The following is a 17372-nucleotide window of genomic DNA, read 5'->3' as shown; positions in this document are numbered from 1 at the left end:
TGAAAATCGATTTCTCGAATTCGAAAGTCGAATCTCCGAAAGATGTATATTGGGTTAGTCAGTCAGTTCTCAGAACTGATATTTTTGTCGAGGGTATCTTATTACTATCAGTAGGAACACACTCGTGATGGGTGCCGTCTCAGAGACGGAACGCGAGCGAGGGGACTGTTCCCCACCTGTTGAAGCGATACAAGCTGCTATCAGTCGTGACGACCGGATTGGATCTGATCAGCAACCGGTTTCTCGGGTAAAATCCCGGGCGAAAGAGATTGTTGAGATCATCGACCTTCTTGGCGACGACCGCAGTCGGGAGCCGACCGACCAGCAGACACGAACAGTCTGTGTTCAGGAGTTGGCCGAACGTGAGGCGTTTGATGTGGCAGAAGACACGCTGCGTAGGGATCTGGATACACTCGCCGAGCACGGCTATCTTGATGCCGATACAACTGGACGGCCGTACTGGTACACCATCGCCGACTCTTGGGCCACCCCGACGACGACTGACGTCGCTATCGAAGATTCTGGTGCCGATTTACAGCAGTCGGAAGTCGATGGTCCGACAGCGACCCACGAGACTGATCACGCCGAACCGGATGATCCAGTCAAAAATTATCAGCGGGTCCTGACGTTGTTTACGGCGGCTTACGCGAATCTCACGTCCAAACAGCAGACTGCTGCCTCTCTTTTCGGAATTAGTGGCGTTGTATTCGGGTTGCTTGGAGTGATTCTTGTCGTTAGCGGGCTGTCTGTCGACCCCCAGCTTGCTGCTGTGAGCGACTCCAGCCTCCGCGCAGGCGTGGTGTCTCTTTTGGGGTGGGCATGGGCCCATTTTGTCGGCTTGGTGAATGCTGTCTCGGAGGACGATGTCACCCTGAGCAATCCAGCATGATGAATCGATTACCCTCCGCAAGACTAAGGTATTACGACTGGTATTACTACGTATGAGTAAGTCTACCCGTGTCACAGAGAAGGGCCAAGCGACGATCCCTCACGAACTCCGCGAGAAGTACGACCTAAATCCCGGTGACGAGGTCGTCTGGATGGACACTGATGAGGGGATCGTGGTGAAAAAGCGTACTCGTACCGGCGGACGCGGGATGCTCGTTCCTGATGACACCTCGGATGCGAAGCGTGAGGAGATCGCCGAGGAGTTGGGACAGCGCGTCCGAGATCGCCGCGATCGGAACTACGAGGAAGCCTGAGATGGCAGCATACACTGCTGACGCTGTCTCGCTGCTGGTCTATCTCGTCGACGCGCTCCCGCGAGAGGCTGACCAGGTGTTCGCCGAAGCTGAAGCTGGGGAAACGGTCATCGAGACACCGAGTACGGCGATCGCTGAAGTGCTGTACTCGGTCTCCCGCGACAAGGACGTTCGGGGGGTCTCCCTCACGGGGACGCCAGAGGACGCCCGTCAGGCGCTGGTTGGAAAAGGGCCGATCTCGGTCGCGCCCGTCGGTGATGCGGAGCTGGCAGAATACGCCCAACTGCTTGGTGAGTTTAGCATCCACGACGGCCTGATCGTCGCTAGTCACCGGGCACAGGAGACTGATGCGATCCTCACGACTGACGGTGTTATCGGCGACGCCGGTTACGACACGATCTGGGGGTGATGACATCGAGTTTCCGGGAATGGAAGAACGGCTTGTTGAGTTTTGGGCGAGAGCGGACGAGTACTGGGAAGCCGTCGGCGGCGACCCGCCGTGACCACACTGGCCGACTACCACCCGACTCACCGATACCCTGACCATGACCACGCTCCACATCACCATCGGCGACCGAGAACAGCTCCGGCAAGACACGCTCCAGTTTGTCCAAGATGTTGACGCAGATGAGCTTGACAGCAAGGATGGAAACGCGACGCTCCAGTTCGGAACCTACGACGACTTCGTCGACAGCCTCACCCCACTTCGTCTCGAACTCACCCGGGCGATCGCAGAAGAGACTCCCGAGAGCATGCGCGAGGCAGCTCGCCTCGTTGATCGCGACGTCTCGGATGTCCACGCGGATTTGAAGCAGCTCGACATGCTGGGTATCCTCACTCTCGACGAAGGCGGCCCCAGCGGCGCGATCCAACCCGTCGTCCCGTTCGATCGGATTGAGGTTCATATTGACTACCCGCTTATCGATTTCGGCGACGCCGATAGCGCCTCCATGAGTGCGTAGCGGGAGCACTCCCTAGTCGTTCCAGAGGGTCGCGATCCGCTCTTCGATCTTGTCGAGGACGAGCGACAGCACGTCGCGATGATCGGTCAGCCAAGAAGCGTCGTTACGGTACCGATGGGTGTCTCGACTGGCTCAGCCATTATGATCCACTCGCTTGAACGGCAAAGAAACTATGTGTGTGTGTGTAGATTCTACACATAGTGTGATGGGTAAACTACCCCACCCTACTTCGCTCACCGCATACGCGGTTCGCTCGTTGAGGGTGGGGCTTTGATGTGGACTCCCGGTGATCAGTCGCCAGCAATAGGCTGGTAACTCTCGCCGTTCACCGTCCCACCATTCACACGCACGTCTACTGGTGCGTCTCCACTCCCCGACTTGGGCGAGGAACGGAGCCTGTGTCTCTGTCTCCGGGCGTATCGCACTCCGATATTCTTCGCTGCATTGTAGTCTGCGTTCACCTCGTAGCCGCACTTCTGGCACTCAAAGTGTTCTCCGTGGCGGTTGTCTTCATGCGTGAACTCACAGTCCGTCCGAGAACAGCGTTGGGACGTGTGACTCGGCTCGACCTGCTCCACGGAGACGCCTTGCTCTGGCGCTTTGTAATCGACGTACTCGGCGAGGCGTCGGAACGCCCACACGTGGTGCCACTTCGCGTATGGAAGTCGCTCACGGATGTCCGTTAAATCCTCGAACACGATCACGTCGCAGTCGTGTTCGACGGCTTCCTCGACGATCTCGTTGGCAACCGTGTGGATGTACTGTTTTCGCCATGCTTCTTCGCGCTTTCCGAGGCGAAGAAGGGCGCTGTGTGCGGCTTGCGTGCCGCGCTGCTGTAGCTCACCACGCCGCTTCTCGAACTCGCGGCACCAATGGTCGTAGTCATCACCTTGCCAGAACGTACCGGTCGAAGATACTGCGAGGCTGTTGACGCCGAGGTCGATACCGAGGACTGTTTGGTGCCCGGTATCTGCCGAAACCTCGTCATCGTCATCATCGTCCTTCCGGGTTGTAATGTGGAAGTAGAACTCGTCAGTCGCCTTGTCGTATTGGAGTGTACTCGCCCGGAACTCATACTCGTCCGAAAGAACGTACTGTTCGTAGGGCGTCGGGCTGTCCGCCGGAAGTTCAAACTCGCACTCAACCCGCCCGTTGACGGTTGAGAGTGAAACTTTGTTCCGATAGAACGTCGCACTCCGCTTGTCATAGAGCATACTCCACGACGTGAACTCCGGTTGGCTCACACGCTTCCCCTGTTTCCACCGTTCAACGACGCCCTTCGTCGCTTGGACGGCGCGTCGGATGGCTTCTTGAACGAGGTTCGCGGTGAGTTCAGTTTCTTCCCGCAGCTCCGCGTAGAGTGCGTCTCGCGCAGTTGAGTTCGCCGTGACGCAGTTCGTGTAGGAACGGTCGTCCCAACAGAACTCGGCAGCACGATTCGCGCAGTGAAGGAACTGTCGCGCGGATTCGTGGAGGTCTTCGCGCCGCTCGTCGGGAACGATGAGCTTGACCGGCGCGGTTCGACGCACCTCCATATTTCAGATTACCACTTGATGATTCTTATATGATTGGGAGTCGGGTAGCTACTGTCGTGCGGTTGTGTCGTCGGTTGTCGGTTTCCTCTCCGACCTACTCGCTCGCTACACTCGCTCCTTGAGGTCGGAGGCTCCACCTTGAATTATGCTGAAGCGGTCGACTCTGGCTCCTCGCCCCCCGATAGGCCCAACTCGACCTCGATTCTGACTGTGTTGTAGGGAACGAACGGTTTCTTCGCACCGTCTTCTTCACGGAAGTGGACGATTCGATACTCGTTCAGAATCTGGAGATCGTCGTGGACCTGGCGAACGTCCCGGTCGAGCCGCTCGGCGAGGTCACGCATGCTCTCCGCTGGCGCGTCCATCAGGCTCCGTACCAGCTCCAGGCGTCGAGGAGTGAGGAGTCGCTGGAGGCGGGTGGCGTCCTGAAAGTTGACGACGTGTGGCACCTCTTCACCCTGTTCCCAGCGGTCCGCACGGTCGAGGACGCTCTCCTTGTGTTCTTCGAACGGCTTCGATGTGATGCGAAGCGTCGAAGGGTAGTCGACGTCCTCTGGCGGCTCGTGGGCGTGGTTAGGCGAATTCTTGCTCATGGATGGTTTCGACCTCCTCGAGGAATTTCTGGATGTGTGACCGAAGGCCCTCGAACTCGATACCTTCGACCTCGTCGCGGGTATGGCGGTGGTGTCGCCCAACGTCGTGGCCGTCGTTCGCGTTGTCGTACCGGAGGATCTCTTCGTCGGCCGGACCAAGGTACTGAAAGCTGTACTTCAGCCCCTCCGGGAACTCTTCGCTTGTAGGGACGTCTCGTGATGACAAGAGAGTAGAGTGGGGTAGTTCACGGCGCGGCAGTGGCCGTGTCACCAGTTTCTGGATCGAATGGGAGAGTAATGACGAGTTCGTCGAACCAGACGATCGGGCGCTTCCGCTGTCCATCTTCCTCGAAGAAAATGATGCCCAGCTGGGCGAGTCGACTGAGCTCCTCGTGAACGTTCTTCACGTCCCGGTCAACGACCCGTGCGGTCTCGTTGATGCTGGCTGGCTCCTCCCGGCGGATAGCTTCAATTAGCTCGAGGGCTCGCGGCGTCAACGTTTCCATCAGATCATCATAGCTGGTGAACGAGAGCGTCGGCGTGGAATCTACTGTGTCTGTCTGTTCGAGCGTCTTGATCCCGTCAGTGATGTCGTCGTGGAACTCACTGGATGACTTCACGGTCACGACGAGGGTTGATTCGGTCCGAAGCTGTTCGCGCTCCATCGGGTGTAGCGGCGGCGTGGTATCGGTCATGGTATCACTGTGGTATGATGGCCTCACTTGACCTCGAAGGCGGATTTGGGGATCTCGCTCCAGAAACGTTCCCAGAGTTCGACCATCCCGGGGAACGTGATACTATCTGGGTCGGGGCCCGGTGCGACGTGTCGTTCGTGCCCTTTCGTGTCCTCATGCGAGTTGTCGTCTCGAAACGGCTCCGCCGTTTCGACGACTCGTCGAAAATGTCCGATTTTCGAGATACCGACGAATCGTCCCATCGTCAAGCGTGTGGGGCGGGTTCGGCTCTGTTGCGCCGTAGTGAAGCTTGTAGGCCCATCCAGACGGGTACGCGTCACGGTCCGTCCGCATACAGAACACACGGACGACAGTCCCGTCGGGGTACTTTCGCCCCTCGCTCACGCCATCAAGGTCGTCGCCGGTCAGTGAGGCCATCCTCATCTATTGGTACTCAGGCCAATAGTATTATACTATTGGTTAGAAGGAGCGTGTCATAGAACTCTTCTCATACTATGGTCAGTTTGAGTACTATTATAGCAGGTTACTTGCTTAGATACGCGTGCACTAGGTGCACAACGTTTAGAACCGGTTAGAGTGTGCCCTTTCGTTTCCGAATAATGACTTCTCGCACCCGTTCAACGTGGTTCGTCTCGGATTGAACGAATGCTGTGAGGATGGCTTCGACGATCTCGGAGCGGCTGACTCCGAGATCGTCACACTCAGCGACCAGTTCATCCACTTCTCGCACGATCTCCTCGTCAACAGCGACTCCAAACTTCTCTTTCGCCATAGCTACAACAAGCTAAGAACAGCGTGCACCAAGTGTACGGCGCTTCCAATTCGTTACAGCTGATTCAGCAAATCATGAGACCTCTTCTATGACACCCTCTAGAAGAACAATAGCAGTCGTCGTGGTGATGTTCTGCGCTTACTCGAACTCGTAGTCGCTGTCGTGGGCGTCGACGTACTCATAGTTACCCGTCCGATCCGGTACGTAACACGGATCGTGGCGCATGACAGCGAGCACGGGTATCCCGCGCGAGTGGCTCGCAGTACGATCGCTTCAACAGCGTCACGCTGGACGGGCGTTTTGTGCCAGTCTGTATACTCGACGACGAGGAAATCGTCAGGCTCACCACGGAGTTCGTCCCGGCGGGCGATCACGTCGGTTTCGGGTTCGAAGATGTGTTCGTTGCGGGCGGTGAGGTATCCCCACTGGTCGAGTGCGTCTGCGAACTCCTGCTCGAGCCACCGCCCGTTCGTGAGGTCGTGATCGGCATCGGCTTCGTCGTCAGTATGCCTAGTGCGTTGATCCACCTAGGTCGATCAACCGCGTCCAGAATTGGTTCAACTATTCTCTTGTATCCATTGTGCTATCTGCTGGCTATACGTCTCGTATACAGAGAGGCCGGTCTGGAGGGTTTCGTATACCTCGTCGTACTCAACGTGCCCGTACTCGTGTGCAAGCACATTTCGAAAGCCGATCGCGGCGACAAGAGTGTCTGCCGCCTCCTCATCGATCACACCCTCACGATTAAGTACTTGAATTGCGCCTTTGGATGTCGTCCCGTTGAATCCGAACTCCCGTGAGGCAATGTGTTGAGCGAGATCGGCACACGCTTGAATCGCGTTTTCGAACATCCGTTCGACGGCACGTTGCTCCGTTGTACTCGAGAGGAATTCTTGGCGAGACACTGTCTCTCGTTTCGTTTTGAGCTCGCTGTAGTACTGTTCGATCTGCTCGAGTTTGACGGAGACAACTCGTTCATCAACCACGCAATCCATCCTCCGCTATCCGATCGATGACTGTACGCTGGTGCCGGCGAAGCGTCTCACGTTGCTCATCAAATTCCGCCTCAATGTCTGTCTTGAACTGCTCGAAGGCCCGTTTATCGCCACAGAGCAGGTCGCCATTTACGGCATCGTGGGCGACATCCAGCGGGAGCGAGTCAATATCGGACACGTCGATGAACGGGCGATCCTCCCCTTGGAGCTCACCAGACAGTACACACCGCTTTTTGAACCGGTCCCGTTCAGAACAGTCTGCTGTGAATTTGACAGCGATATCAAAATCTGATGAGTGCGTTGCTGTTCCCGAAAGCTGTGATCCGAATACAACGGCGAAGACGACATCCGGATCAGCACAGACCACATCCTTGAGAGCGGAGCGTATCTGTGACTGATCAGCATTCGGTTCCATACGAGGATCCTCATCGTATCATCACAAAAGAATTCCGCCAAGTCACATTCTATCAGGGCACTACTGGCGGTGTGGCCGGAAGCGCGTGCTCTCACCCGAACTCGTAGTCGCTGTCGGCGGCCTTAACGTACTCGTCGTTGCCCGTTCGATCCGGCACGTAACACGGACCGTGATCCGCGATGTGGAAGACAGGGGCTTCGATATCGAGACCGCTTCGACGGTGGACTAGTAGTGGTAATCGGTCACGCAAGTCTTGGATGAACGGTTCCCGCCGTACGTGGAGCGTTCCACTCGGCGGCCGGCGTTCGGTCAGCGGCGGGAGTTGGCCCTTGTAGAGATCCTGTTCAGTTATAATCCGCACGTCGAGTAGCTGTGCCAACTGCCACGCACTCGCGCTCACACGGCGGGAGACAGCGAGGACGGGCATTGCCCGCATGAGCGCGGCCCGCAGCGCGACTGCTTCGACGGCGTCCCGCTGGACCGGCACTTGGTGCCAGTCTTTACACTCGACGACGAGAAAATCAGCAGGATCACCACGGAGATCGTCCCGGCGGGCGATCACGTCGGTTTCGAGCCCGAAGCAGTACTCGTTGCGGGTTGTCCTGTATCCCCACTGTTCGAGTGTCTCGGCGACCTGAGTCTCGAGCCAGCGACCGTTGGTTGGATCGTGATCCGGATCCTCGCCGTCGGGCGTGCCCACGGTGTCAATTTCGTCCGTGAAATCAGGGCTGTCGTTACTCATCGGTTGGGTCCTCAAGCGTGTCTGCGGCGTCTGCCTGCTGGGCTGCGTCTTCGAGAGCTGTTGCGATCGTTTGGGCTTCTGTCGGCGTGAGCACGGCAAAAGTGACCTCGCGGTCATCGCCGAAGCCGAGGAGGACACGCGATCCCTCAGTGACGTCGGTGCTATCGGTGCTGACCTGAATACTTCCGTCCGTCGCTGTCGGGCGATCACGTCTGATGGTGGTCTCCAGATCGAGTGTTGGGTCGCTCACTGTTGGTCACCCCCATTTGGGAGTCGTGTTTGTGGCGTTGCGACTGCTGTCGTCGGGTGCGTTGTCGGTGTCATGGTATTTGGGTGGTCTCGGGTGGCTGGGAGCTGGTTGTCATGGCTGTTCGGCTGTCGGCTTGTGTTGGCGTTCGTCATTGGACGCGTGGTGTAATCGGTGTCTCCGGTGGGTTTGGTGGTGATCGAGAGTGGTGGACGTCTGTCCCATCCACCGCAATCGTCTCTCCCCCTGCGGTCGGGAGCCGGGGTGTTCGGCCCGGCAGGCGTGGTTGACTGCCGATGCGTCACCAGCGTCGGCGCGGTCAGATCGCTTCTTTCTGGGAGCCACGCCGTTACTGGCGGTGTCTTCGGGTGTGGCGTCGGGGGCGTCGTTGCCCACCGGCGATGGCCCCCTTGCTGGACGGGCGTGACGCGATCGAGATCGCGGACATCGCTCAGGCGACGGTCATAGCTGCTCGCGGAGATGCCTGCTTGCTCGATTAGCTCCGAGCGGCCAAGTGGGCCGTCGGCTCGCAGCAGGGTGGCGTACAGTGTGGTGGCTGTCGGCGTGAGCTCGGGGCGGAAGCGCTCCGGTGGGAGCGTGGCCGCCGCGCGCTCGACCGCGGCCAGCGTCGGCGTTCGAGACTCGTTCAGCGCCCGTAGGAGGCTCGCCACGACGTCGTACGGACACGCCTGGTGAGTGTCCGTCGGGCCGAACGAGCGCAGACAGAGCCGGACGAGCCGCTGGCGCTCGCGGGATGTCCACTGGGCGTCGTGGGTCATCGCGATCTCGTCGATCACCCGCCGGATGGCGGGGTAGGTCGTCCCGTCGACGACCGGGATTTCGAGCGTCGGTGCGGCTTCGGTCCCGTCAGCGATCGCCTCCCGGACTGTCGTGAGTTCCCTCGAGAGGGTATTGGTGATCTCGTCGTGGAGTTCCGTGATCGTCGGGCCGGCAACCACCCATGACATCGTGAGATCTATCCTGGCGTCGTGGTCCGTTTCGGCGGGGAGTCGCCGGCACAGCTTTGCGGGCCGGTCTTCGAATAGCATGCGGTAGCCTGAGTGAATCCCGTAGACAGACTGCTTGGGAGCTGTTTTAGCGAGGAATTCACAGAGGTTGTGGCGTTGGGTGGTGTTGCGTGCGAGTGCGTCGGTATCGGGTACTCTGATGGTGGTCGTGAGATCGATACCGGCTGCGTGATACATCTGGGTCGCTGAGGCGATCAGGCCGTGGAGATCTTCGAATAGTTCACTACGGGCCGCCGTGTTGTCGCTGGTTGTGAGTTCGGCAACCTGCGCGAGGAGGCGGTCTCGAACCCTTGTGATTCGTTCGCGCCACGCACCGTAGGTGGTTTCGGCGTCGCTGTACCAGCCGACTTGGTGGCCACGACGGAGGATACGGTCGACGGGATATGCTTTGGTATCGTCGTCGACCGCTTCGAACTCCTGGCCAAGTCGTTCGGGAGTGAGGATGTTGGAGAGTGCTTTCTTACTGAGTAAGGCGCCCGCGAGACGTCCCAACGTCGCGAGGGGCCCGCCCCACTGGAGCACGACGAGGGTTTCGTCGTTGGTGTGACTGATGTACGCGACTCGGCCGTCTTCGAACGAGTCTGGTTGGTCGTCGATGAGTGTGATGGCATCACCGTGGGCGACGGTGCTGAATCGCTCGTGGAGCTGGTCTGGGCTGTTTGTAGGGTCCGTGAGCCACTGGACGTAGTCGGCGTCTGCGTCTGGGTTCCCAGTTGTCGCCACTCGCTCGTCGAGGGTGGGTGTTTCCCCGCCTGCCCGGCGGGGCGACACTGTACTTGTGGATTCTTGAGGGGCCGCAGTAAGACGCTCATCGAATCGGCGCTGGTCCGGGTGGACGAGATTATAATCGTCGTCGAGACACCGCTGGACGGCGAGCTGGCCCAGATCGGTGAGTTGGACCGTGTTGTGCTGGCCGCGACGGTCGATTGTGACTAAGTCGCGCGTTTCGAGATCGAGGACATACCGACTGATGGTGCCGTCGGCGATATCGATCGCGGGATCGGTACTGAGATCACGGTAGCGTCGGGCGTCCTCGCCGTTGAGATGCCCGAGCAAGCGTCGCTTTCCTGGCTCGGTATCGAGATCTCGAATGGCCTCCCACGCGGCGTCGACTGTGGGCGTGGAGTGGTCGGTGTGGGGGGACCGATCCCGGCTGGCAGTAAGATCAAGGTGACACTCGGTCCACTTGGGATACCGCTTGGTGAGGTGTCGTTGGACCGCCGGGGACGCGACGATCCGCACATCGAACCCGTCGGCGAGGACGGCGATCGCCGCGAGTGCGCGGACGCCCGTCCGCCGACCCGTGAGCGAGGTCCACGCGTTGCCGTCCAACAGGAGTGTGAGGACTTCCAGTTGGTCCTCGAGTTCTCGATGGAGCGCGACCGGGCCGTTCGCGAGTGCGCCGAGGTCTCCGTTGACTGGGCCGCGCCCCGTGCCGATGGTGGTAACCGTATCGGTTAGGTTGGCGTGTCGCTGTTGGTGGTACGTACTGAGTGCGTCGACGTCGGTGTCTGTATAGGTCAGCGCAAGGCTCGTAATCGCCCGGGTGTACGCGACGGCTTCAGCGACGTCATCGGTCCATTTTTTGTCTATGGTCTGCCACGCTGGCAGGGTTTGGTTGAGAAGCTGTGCGCTTGCGTGCCACGGATCTGTGGCGGTACAATTGCGGATAGCCCGTTCGGTGTGCGGCTTGAGTTCGGCGAGGAGGTCTGGAATCCACTCAGTTACTCGCGGTGAGACCGCAGTACAGACGATCCCTTCTGTGGAGAGGGCGGTCTCGTGGCTGATGAGTCGGATCCCTCGCTCGCGGGCCGCAGGCTGGCGTAGTCCCACGAGCGATCACCGGTGGGTGAGTTGGTGGGTCACGACAGCCGGGATCATTCTGTCCCCTCGGGTGGGGAGCCACCATCAGAGCGGGCGTGTTCGCGAACCGCAGTAAGAAGCGGCGTGGGCTCCTGTGGTGTCGGGTGGGTTGGGCTCCGTGGTGTTGGGGCGTCCGGGTGGACGTGTAGATCTGTAGTCGCCGTAGGACTCGTGACGACGATCGTTGGATCCAGCAGGATGTACGTCGTCGATTGGGTCTGTGTATTCGTACAGGTCCCGATGTGGCCTGTGAGGACGTACTCACGAACACCGCGGGTGAAGACAGTCGGGTGTTCGTGGATATCTGCTCCGCACATGATGTAGCCGATCGCGTACGCGGGTTCGCCGGCCGCGCGGTAGGCGTAGGCGGTGATATCGTCGCCTTCGTGGAGGGGTTGGCCGCAGACTTGGCAGATCGGGTGGTTGGTGTCGAGCGAGATGCGTGAAAGCTGGGAGAGATCTGCGGCTTCTGGATCGCTGGGTCGCGTCATTCGTGCCCTCCCGCAGCGTTGTGAGTGCCAGCTTGCCACGCTTGCCGCGCGGAGAGTACGCGGCGGGCCGACTCGGTGAGTCGGTACTCGGTCGTGTCGTGGGTTTGTTTGGTAACGAGGTCGCGTTCGACGAGTTCCTCGAGTGTATCACAGACTCGATCTTTGTCGATACCGTCGGTGTAGTAGTCGCTGAGCGCGTGGTGGAGCGGACGGCTCTCGCTGGGGCCAGTCTGAGAGAGTACCCAGAGCAGGTCGCGGTGGGTTGCTGAGAGGTCGGAAAGGGAGATGTCGTCGTTTTCGGTGTGGCTAGACATTGTGCCCCTCCACGGTGTCCTCGTCGACGCTGCGTGTCGTAGCGCACGGTGTACAGAGTAGGCCGTCGAAGACAGAGTCGTAGCCGTCGGCTGTGTTTTCACACAGACTACAGTCGGTGCTGTTACTATTCGATCCGTCAGTCGTCTCGCAGGGCTTAAGCCCCACAGTTGCCAGCATTAGCATGGTTCTGTGTTATGGCACAGAACCCGTCCCGGCCGGGTGCTGGAACACCGCGGCCGGGGTTTCTACACTTTCTCACGAGCCGAGGGTTCGTCACTCGGGTTCCGTGACTAGACACATACGCGCTTGTCCTATTAATATTACGGAGACTATCTGAATAGCTACAAGATATTGGGAGTGCGATCCGACCGTAATATAGACCTTGAAACAAGAGAGTGCTCTATGAGATATGCGGGTAGTTGGATGACTGCGGCAGATGACCGTATCCTAGAGTATTTATCTGAACATAAATCCGGTTCTCCCACCAAAATGAAGCGAGAAGGCCCGATCCGATATTCGCGTCAACAGGTGGATCGGAGATGTAAGAAGTTAGCCAAAAAAAGATTAGTTGATCATCTTGGAAATGGTGTCTATGTGATTACTGAAGACGGCGAGTTATACCTCGAGGGGCGTTTGGACACCGAAGATTGGCAGTATATTGAGGAAGAAGTAAATAATAAGCTGGACAATGAATCGATCGAAGACACTGATACTGACAGTTAAATGGTAACTTTCCGAATTGACATAATTTATACTATGTCGATAGAGGTAAATTAACCAAAACTGGCACAATATGAGAGCGATTGTTGGTTAAACAAACTCGCTCTCATGTAGGACGTAGAAAGACGTAGTAGAGAGACAGTTGGTGTGCTTTCTCAATGAACTGTCTTCATTGCGGACTCAGATGTCACCTCTCGATTCAGAATATCTAACCTGAAGCAGTCACTATTTTGAATGAGGCGAATAATTTCGGGCATGGAGTGTTCAAAAATCGTTCTACTTGCTTTTCGTTCTTATCTGAACCCCATTTCACGGTCAGCAGTTTTTGCTGCACGGTGCGGTTGATCCGTATACGAACGAGTTCTTCCAGGTGAGCTCCTATCCAATCGAGAATTAACAAACAACATGATGCTTTTTGATCGGGCTATACCAGCACCACCAGTTTGATAATGTAAATGTTGTATTGATGATATAGACTATCACAGGCAAATTCTTGCTGAAGGTAGATCTCGATTCCAAATCATTAAATATAGAAATTGGAACGACATCGAACGTGTATTTCGAGAGACATAATATAGAAATAATCGCTTGGGAATATCTTCAGTAATGAGGCTCTAGAGATGGCTCAAAACTAGTTCGAAGCGACCGGAGCCTACCAGAATTAACGCCAAACTTAACGCGGCCAGTAGTCAAGCGATTCTTAAGGAATACTGTCGATTGATCGGCTATCCAACATCTCACTATAGCTCTACGTCCAGTCGCCTTTTCACAATATTTTTTAGTTTTTTTATCTGGTTTGGTGCGCTCTTCGCCAACGCGTTCCGCCGCACCCGTTTAGCGTACATCTCGTAGTCGGACAGCACCGACTCGATGGCCCGTACATACGCCGCTGGGTCGTTAGAACTGACGATCAGATCGCCGTCGCCGACGGCCTCGGAGAGGCCGCCACTGCCCGAACAGAGTACCGGTATACCGCTAATCCCGCTCTCCAGCGGAACCCGTCCGAACGGTTCTTCCCATCGAGAGGGCATCAATAGAAGTTTTGTTTCCCGGTACACGTCTCGCATGTCGTCGACGTATCCTTTATACACCACGTTTGGACTGTTCCGGATGCGTTCGCGGACACTTAATGGGGGTTCCTGTCCGACAACAAGGAAATCCTTGTCGGGTAGTCGGTCTGCAACGTCCAGTGTCACGTCGATCCCCTTGTTCATAGTCGGGGTGACGTGGAGGATCTTATTTCCTGTCGATTCAACTTTGAACTCCGATACGTCGACAAATGGGTAGACCACCTCGGGAATGATATCCCACTGCTGCTCATACTTCTTTGCAGTATGTTCGCTGTTTGCAATGAGTAGGTCAGACCCGTAAATGACTTTCTCATATAGGCGTCGTTTGGCAGCACGCTCCGCCCGTTTGCGCGCTGTCTGTCTGGTCTCGTCCTTGGAAGGGTCCGAGTACAGCAGCGATTCATCCCGTAAGAACAGGACCTGCGGAGCGTCTTGTCTCGTCCCCAGCAGGGCGAGCTCGTGTTGTGCGAAAATGAGTGCCGGACGGAATTTTTTTAGGTCGTGCCTGAAACGTAGGTAGAACTCTAGGTACATCCCCGGGAGGCGAACAATAGGAGGTAAATCCGCGTCTGTAGTGAATACCTGTCGGGTGACCGTCCCGCCCCGGTTTGATTTCCTGTTCGCGTGTCCAAACACGACGGTCTGATGGTTGGCCGCCAGGTTTTCAAACAGAGTTCGCATCGACTCCTCCGCACCGCCAGGCCTTCCAAGTTGCCTAGCCAACCCTACAATCCTCATTTGATCGACTTCTCGAAAGAAAGCGATTTATATGTATTCATCTACCACCGCGTCGGAACGCGGGATTATGGAGAGGCAAAGACGACTGCCAGCTATATTTTCATCGAGCTTTTTTTTAGTGGCATCCGAGTGCTTCCAGCGTTCTTGTGTTCCCTCGGACACGCTGTCTCTAGTGTCTATCCCGTCCCACATGTTAGGGAGCGCGGCTATAAGATTTTCCTCTATTGATGTAGGAATGTTACCGAATACTTCACCGTCTTCAGTCAGTTCGGCGGTTAAGGTAACTTCGTCGCTTGAGGATCGAATCAGCTTGAATCCGTCTCGATACGCGGCTTTCCTGCAACGCCGTATCTGCTTGCTTCACAAATCACAGTACGATCCGCCGGAATCGGGTCGTGCCAGCTGTGCCCGGGGCCCTGTCGGTTCTCAACGCAGGAGTCCAGAAGAGTTGTAGGTATGTCGCGCAACGACGCCCAGCCACCACGAGGGACCGGTGTATCATTTGGTGCGCTGACGCCTAGGGGGACACGAGCGATCACGTCAAACGGCGTATCACCGTATCCGAAGCAGTAGTTCCGCCGGGAGTCGGTCATTCGACGGTCGAGATTCTGATACTCCCAGAGTCTTCACCGTGATCGCCGGTCACGATAACAAGCGTGTCGTCCAGTATCTCGTCGAGGAGAGACCACACCTGATCCGACACGTAGTCAAGCCCAGCCCTATGTAGGCGGAGTTTGTGCTCCCTATACCGTCTGTGGTCAGGATCGTCCCCATCGAAATCTGTCCTGTACCGGTGAATGTAACCCAGTTTTGGGAGATCTATATCCACATCCCGCCGCGCCACGTATTTGGACGGCGGGGCGACCGGGGTGTGTAGATCACCGTGGTGGAGGTATGCAGCGGTTTGACTGCGTCTCTGTCGTCATATATGGTAATCCGACAGGACTTCCTCAGTAGGTTCATCCGCGTGGTACCGATGTGTCTGGTACCAGCCGCGAAGGGAGAGAAAGGGGGTGGCAAATCCACAGCCAGCGTACGTTTCGTAGCCCGCTACCTCTAGATCGACGGGAAAGTAGGGATGTTTCATACTTGTGCAGGCATCGCGTACTCTTCGTCGTCCGGGTGAGTGTGCGCCACTGCATCATGATAGCTCGGCTGTAATCCGGTATGGAGGCTCGTCACGGAGGGAAACGTCCATGTAGCGGGCGCAACTGCGTAACCAAAATCAAGTGGGAGATCCGGTACGAAATCTGACTGAAGGGCATCGATGACAACGATCAGAACATGGTCGGGCGCACTTGGGCGTCGCGTCTTCAGATCAGAGATCTGTTCATGTTTCAGATCGGCTAGTTTCTCGTGATAAGAGTAGTAGGTTCGTTCTTTGACAATATCAGGAAGGATAGAAGAGGCGATATTCCGTAGATCATTTAGTATGATGCCTCATAGTATGTTATAGTACATAATCTCTTTCCAAGCGCCAGCAAATCGGATCTTAGACCGATCTCTCGGATACGCCCACTCAACAAGAGCTTTCGTACGCGCACGCGCAGTTCAGCGAGGACACTCAAAAAAGCCTGAATCGGACAGTTGCTGGTATCCGGGAAGTTGCTCTCGACAACGATGTCCTCACGGAAGGCCTCCTTCCATCAGTCCCAGACACTGAGGAGGAGTCACAAAGTGCGAACGAGTACAAGAAGGAGAAGGCCCAGAAGACCCTGACACTCGCTCGAAAACACGTCCTTCCGGAGTTCGACACCCATCGAGCGGCCCACAAAAAATACTCCGACGAGGTAATGCTGGACATGTTCGCGAGCATCTGCGCGAACAAGGGAAGTGCTCATTCAGAAGCCGAGTACGGTTGGCTCACCGACGACGACCTCATCTGCGACGACTCCACCTTCTTACGGGCAATTAAGAAGATCGCAACCCCGGAAGGCTCGGACGGTCAGCTCACGTTCGAGGATTTTGTGGATGATGATTCGATGCCCGAAATTGATCGGATTCGAGATTCCGTTATGACGGCGTTCAACGCCGCCACAGAGAACGTCGTCAACTCGATTCGTGGAGACGATCCGTTTGACTCTCGGGAGACCGTTGCGGCGATCGACATCACGCACGAGCAGTTCCACGTCTGGCCGTGGGAGGACAAAGAAGCAGGTATTGCGAAGCCGGACTACCCGAAGATGGTGAGCGGGTACAAGAAGGACGGCGAGTACAAACGCGGCTACAAGTACGCCACTATCACCTTAGTCGGGGATCACGCACCGATTGTCCTCGGTATCGAGCCGGTCAAAGAGAACTCTGCGTGGGAGCCCGACGACTCGCCATCGTATTCGAAGGCTGACCTGGTGAGTCGGTTACTTGACCGCGCAGAGCAGTTCGTCGATTTGGACACGGTAATGTTCGATCGTGGATTCTACGTCAATCGTGTGTACGCAGATGTTCACGAGCGCGGGCTTACGTATCTCTCTCCAGTGCCGACGTACGAGGATGACTTGGCGGCGATTCAGAATATACAGGAGCATCCGACTGCGGACGCAGCTGTCAAGCACGACGTTCCGGTTAGAATCGACGGCGAGCTACACCACGAGGCTGAGTACCTGTACGCGCCGAGCACGAGTGACGATGCTGACGGGAAGTACGCGGTATTCGTGACGAATGAAGATCGCGTTGAACCAGCGGAGATCAGGAGTATCGTGAACGGATACAGCCGGCGCTGGGATATCGAGAACCAGTACAAGTCGATCAAGGACTTTATGCCGAAGACGTCGTCAACGGACTACCGGCTTCGCTTGTGCAACTTCGCGCTGTCGACGCTGATTTACAATTTGTGGCGGCTCACAGACTATCTAATCAAGGTCGCGCTCGACGAGCCGATCCGGTCGCCACCAGAGATCACGGCGAAGACGTTCGTTCGAGCATTGGGAGACTTCCTACGGGAAGTCGGGTAACACTTTTTCCACTCAGAGTTCATCAACTCAATAGCGGC

The 17372-nt window shown here is 56.8% G+C and carries 20 protein-coding genes and 3 pseudogenes; 7 read left to right on the top strand and 16 right to left on the bottom strand.

What is annotated here, in order from left to right; genetic code table 11:
• Positions 1 to 127: 127 nt before the first annotated feature.
• From ESO89_RS07240 to ESO89_RS07225, 5 genes and pseudogenes are all read left to right on the top strand, one after another.
• Positions 128 to 889: a DeoR family transcriptional regulator gene (locus ESO89_RS07240; RefSeq protein ID WP_128904891.1), complete on the top strand. Its 762-nt coding sequence runs from the start codon at positions 128 to 130 to the stop codon at positions 887 to 889.
• 52 nt (positions 890 to 941) lie between these two features.
• Complete coding sequence (locus ESO89_RS07235) at positions 942 to 1202, top strand: AbrB/MazE/SpoVT family DNA-binding domain-containing protein (RefSeq protein ID WP_094558200.1); 261 nt, start codon at positions 942 to 944, stop codon at positions 1200 to 1202.
• Between the two features lies 1 nt (position 1203).
• Positions 1204 to 1611, top strand: coding sequence for a hypothetical protein (locus ESO89_RS07230; RefSeq protein ID WP_128904890.1), 408 nt, complete (start codon positions 1204 to 1206; stop codon positions 1609 to 1611).
• Positions 1610 to 1705 (top strand): annotated as a pseudogene (locus ESO89_RS19485) (toxin-antitoxin system TumE family protein); the annotation flags it as partial. The gene ESO89_RS07230 and the pseudogene ESO89_RS19485, both read left to right, overlap by 2 nt.
• A gap of 42 nt (positions 1706 to 1747) precedes the next feature.
• A complete protein-coding gene (locus ESO89_RS07225) occupies positions 1748 to 2164 on the top strand; it encodes an HVO_A0114 family putative DNA-binding protein (protein ID WP_128904889.1) in 417 nt (138 codons plus the stop codon).
• A 290-nt stretch (positions 2165 to 2454) separates the two neighbouring features.
• Here the strand turns inward: ESO89_RS07225 and ESO89_RS07220 are convergent, their stop codons facing one another.
• The 14 genes and pseudogenes from ESO89_RS07220 to ESO89_RS07155 form a co-directional block, all read right to left on the bottom strand.
• Positions 2455 to 3699 (bottom strand): RNA-guided endonuclease InsQ/TnpB family protein, encoded by a 1245-nt coding sequence (locus ESO89_RS07220; RefSeq protein WP_128904888.1) that lies wholly within the window; start codon positions 3697 to 3699, stop codon positions 2455 to 2457.
• A gap of 143 nt (positions 3700 to 3842) precedes the next feature.
• Positions 3843 to 4292, bottom strand: a complete 450-nt coding sequence (locus ESO89_RS07215; protein ID WP_128904887.1) for an HVO_A0114 family putative DNA-binding protein — start codon at positions 4290 to 4292, stop codon at positions 3843 to 3845.
• Positions 4273 to 4518, bottom strand: a complete 246-nt coding sequence (locus ESO89_RS07210; RefSeq protein ID WP_241686154.1) for a toxin-antitoxin system TumE family protein — start codon at positions 4516 to 4518, stop codon at positions 4273 to 4275. The genes ESO89_RS07215 and ESO89_RS07210 overlap by 20 nt, the downstream gene beginning before the upstream one ends.
• A 19-nt stretch (positions 4519 to 4537) precedes the next feature.
• Positions 4538 to 4987 carry an HVO_A0114 family putative DNA-binding protein gene (locus ESO89_RS07205; protein ID WP_241686152.1) on the bottom strand — a complete coding sequence of 150 codons (450 nt, stop codon included), beginning with the start codon at positions 4985 to 4987 and terminating at the stop codon, positions 4538 to 4540.
• 23 nt (positions 4988 to 5010) lie between these two features.
• Positions 5011 to 5404, bottom strand: a pseudogene (locus ESO89_RS18950) (toxin-antitoxin system TumE family protein).
• A 154-nt stretch (positions 5405 to 5558) separates the two neighbouring features.
• Positions 5559 to 5759, bottom strand: coding sequence for a ribbon-helix-helix protein, CopG family (locus ESO89_RS07195; protein ID WP_128904885.1), 201 nt, complete (start codon positions 5757 to 5759; stop codon positions 5559 to 5561).
• A 98-nt stretch (positions 5760 to 5857) separates the two neighbouring features.
• Complete coding sequence (locus tag ESO89_RS07190) at positions 5858 to 6286, bottom strand: hypothetical protein (RefSeq protein ID WP_241686151.1); 429 nt, start codon at positions 6284 to 6286, stop codon at positions 5858 to 5860.
• A gap of 30 nt (positions 6287 to 6316) precedes the next feature.
• Positions 6317 to 6745 carry a type VII toxin-antitoxin system HepT family RNase toxin gene (gene hepT, locus ESO89_RS07185; protein WP_241686150.1) on the bottom strand — a complete coding sequence of 143 codons (429 nt, stop codon included), beginning with the start codon at positions 6743 to 6745 and terminating at the stop codon, positions 6317 to 6319.
• On the bottom strand, positions 6738 to 7169 hold the full coding sequence (gene mntA / locus ESO89_RS07180; RefSeq protein ID WP_128904883.1) for a type VII toxin-antitoxin system MntA family adenylyltransferase antitoxin: 432 nt from the start codon (positions 7167 to 7169) through the stop codon (positions 6738 to 6740). Before mntA ends, hepT begins: the two co-directional genes overlap by 8 nt.
• 91 nt (positions 7170 to 7260) lie before the next feature.
• Entirely contained in the window at positions 7261 to 7911 is a 651-nt protein-coding gene (locus ESO89_RS18475; RefSeq protein WP_164932760.1) for a restriction endonuclease, read from the bottom strand.
• Positions 7904 to 8161 carry a hypothetical protein gene (locus tag ESO89_RS07170; protein WP_128904882.1) on the bottom strand — a complete coding sequence of 86 codons (258 nt, stop codon included), beginning with the start codon at positions 8159 to 8161 and terminating at the stop codon, positions 7904 to 7906. Before ESO89_RS07170 ends, ESO89_RS18475 begins: the two co-directional genes overlap by 8 nt.
• Entirely contained in the window at positions 8158 to 11019 is a 2862-nt protein-coding gene (locus ESO89_RS07165) for a plasmid replication protein RepH (protein ID WP_128904881.1), read from the bottom strand. Before ESO89_RS07165 ends, ESO89_RS07170 begins: the two co-directional genes overlap by 4 nt.
• 44 nt (positions 11020 to 11063) lie before the next feature.
• On the bottom strand, positions 11064 to 11540 hold the full coding sequence (locus ESO89_RS07160; protein ID WP_128904880.1) for a hypothetical protein: 477 nt from the start codon (positions 11538 to 11540) through the stop codon (positions 11064 to 11066).
• A complete protein-coding gene (locus tag ESO89_RS07155) occupies positions 11537 to 11854 on the bottom strand; it encodes a PadR family transcriptional regulator (protein ID WP_128904879.1) in 318 nt (105 codons plus the stop codon). The genes ESO89_RS07160 and ESO89_RS07155 overlap by 4 nt, the downstream gene beginning before the upstream one ends.
• A 403-nt stretch (positions 11855 to 12257) precedes the next feature.
• Here ESO89_RS07155 and ESO89_RS07150 point away from each other — a divergent pair, with 403 nt between their 5' ends.
• Entirely contained in the window at positions 12258 to 12578 is a 321-nt protein-coding gene (locus tag ESO89_RS07150; protein ID WP_128904878.1) for an LSm family protein, read from the top strand.
• A 737-nt stretch (positions 12579 to 13315) separates the two neighbouring features.
• On the opposite strand, the gene ESO89_RS07145 is transcribed toward ESO89_RS07150, so the two are convergent.
• Both ESO89_RS07145 and ESO89_RS07140 read right to left on the bottom strand, forming a co-directional pair.
• Positions 13316 to 14383, bottom strand: coding sequence for a glycosyltransferase family 4 protein (locus tag ESO89_RS07145; protein WP_128904877.1), 1068 nt, complete (start codon positions 14381 to 14383; stop codon positions 13316 to 13318).
• A gap of 589 nt (positions 14384 to 14972) precedes the next feature.
• The gene (locus ESO89_RS07140) at positions 14973 to 15212 is read right to left on the bottom strand and encodes a hypothetical protein (protein WP_128904876.1); all 240 of its coding nucleotides are present in this window, start codon (positions 15210 to 15212) and stop codon (positions 14973 to 14975) included.
• Positions 15213 to 15879: 667 nt separating this feature from the next.
• Between ESO89_RS07140 and ESO89_RS07135 the strand changes: the two are divergent.
• A pseudogene (locus tag ESO89_RS07135) lies at positions 15880 to 17334 on the top strand (transposase); the annotation flags it as partial.
• Positions 17335 to 17372 lie beyond the last annotated feature (38 nt).

Source organism: Halorubrum amylolyticum (assembly GCF_004114995.1).
Lineage (GTDB): Archaea > Halobacteriota > Halobacteria > Halobacteriales > Haloferacaceae > Halorubrum > Halorubrum amylolyticum.
Note: the sequence above shows the minus strand (reverse complement) of the source record. Positions and strands in the feature narration are given on the sequence as shown.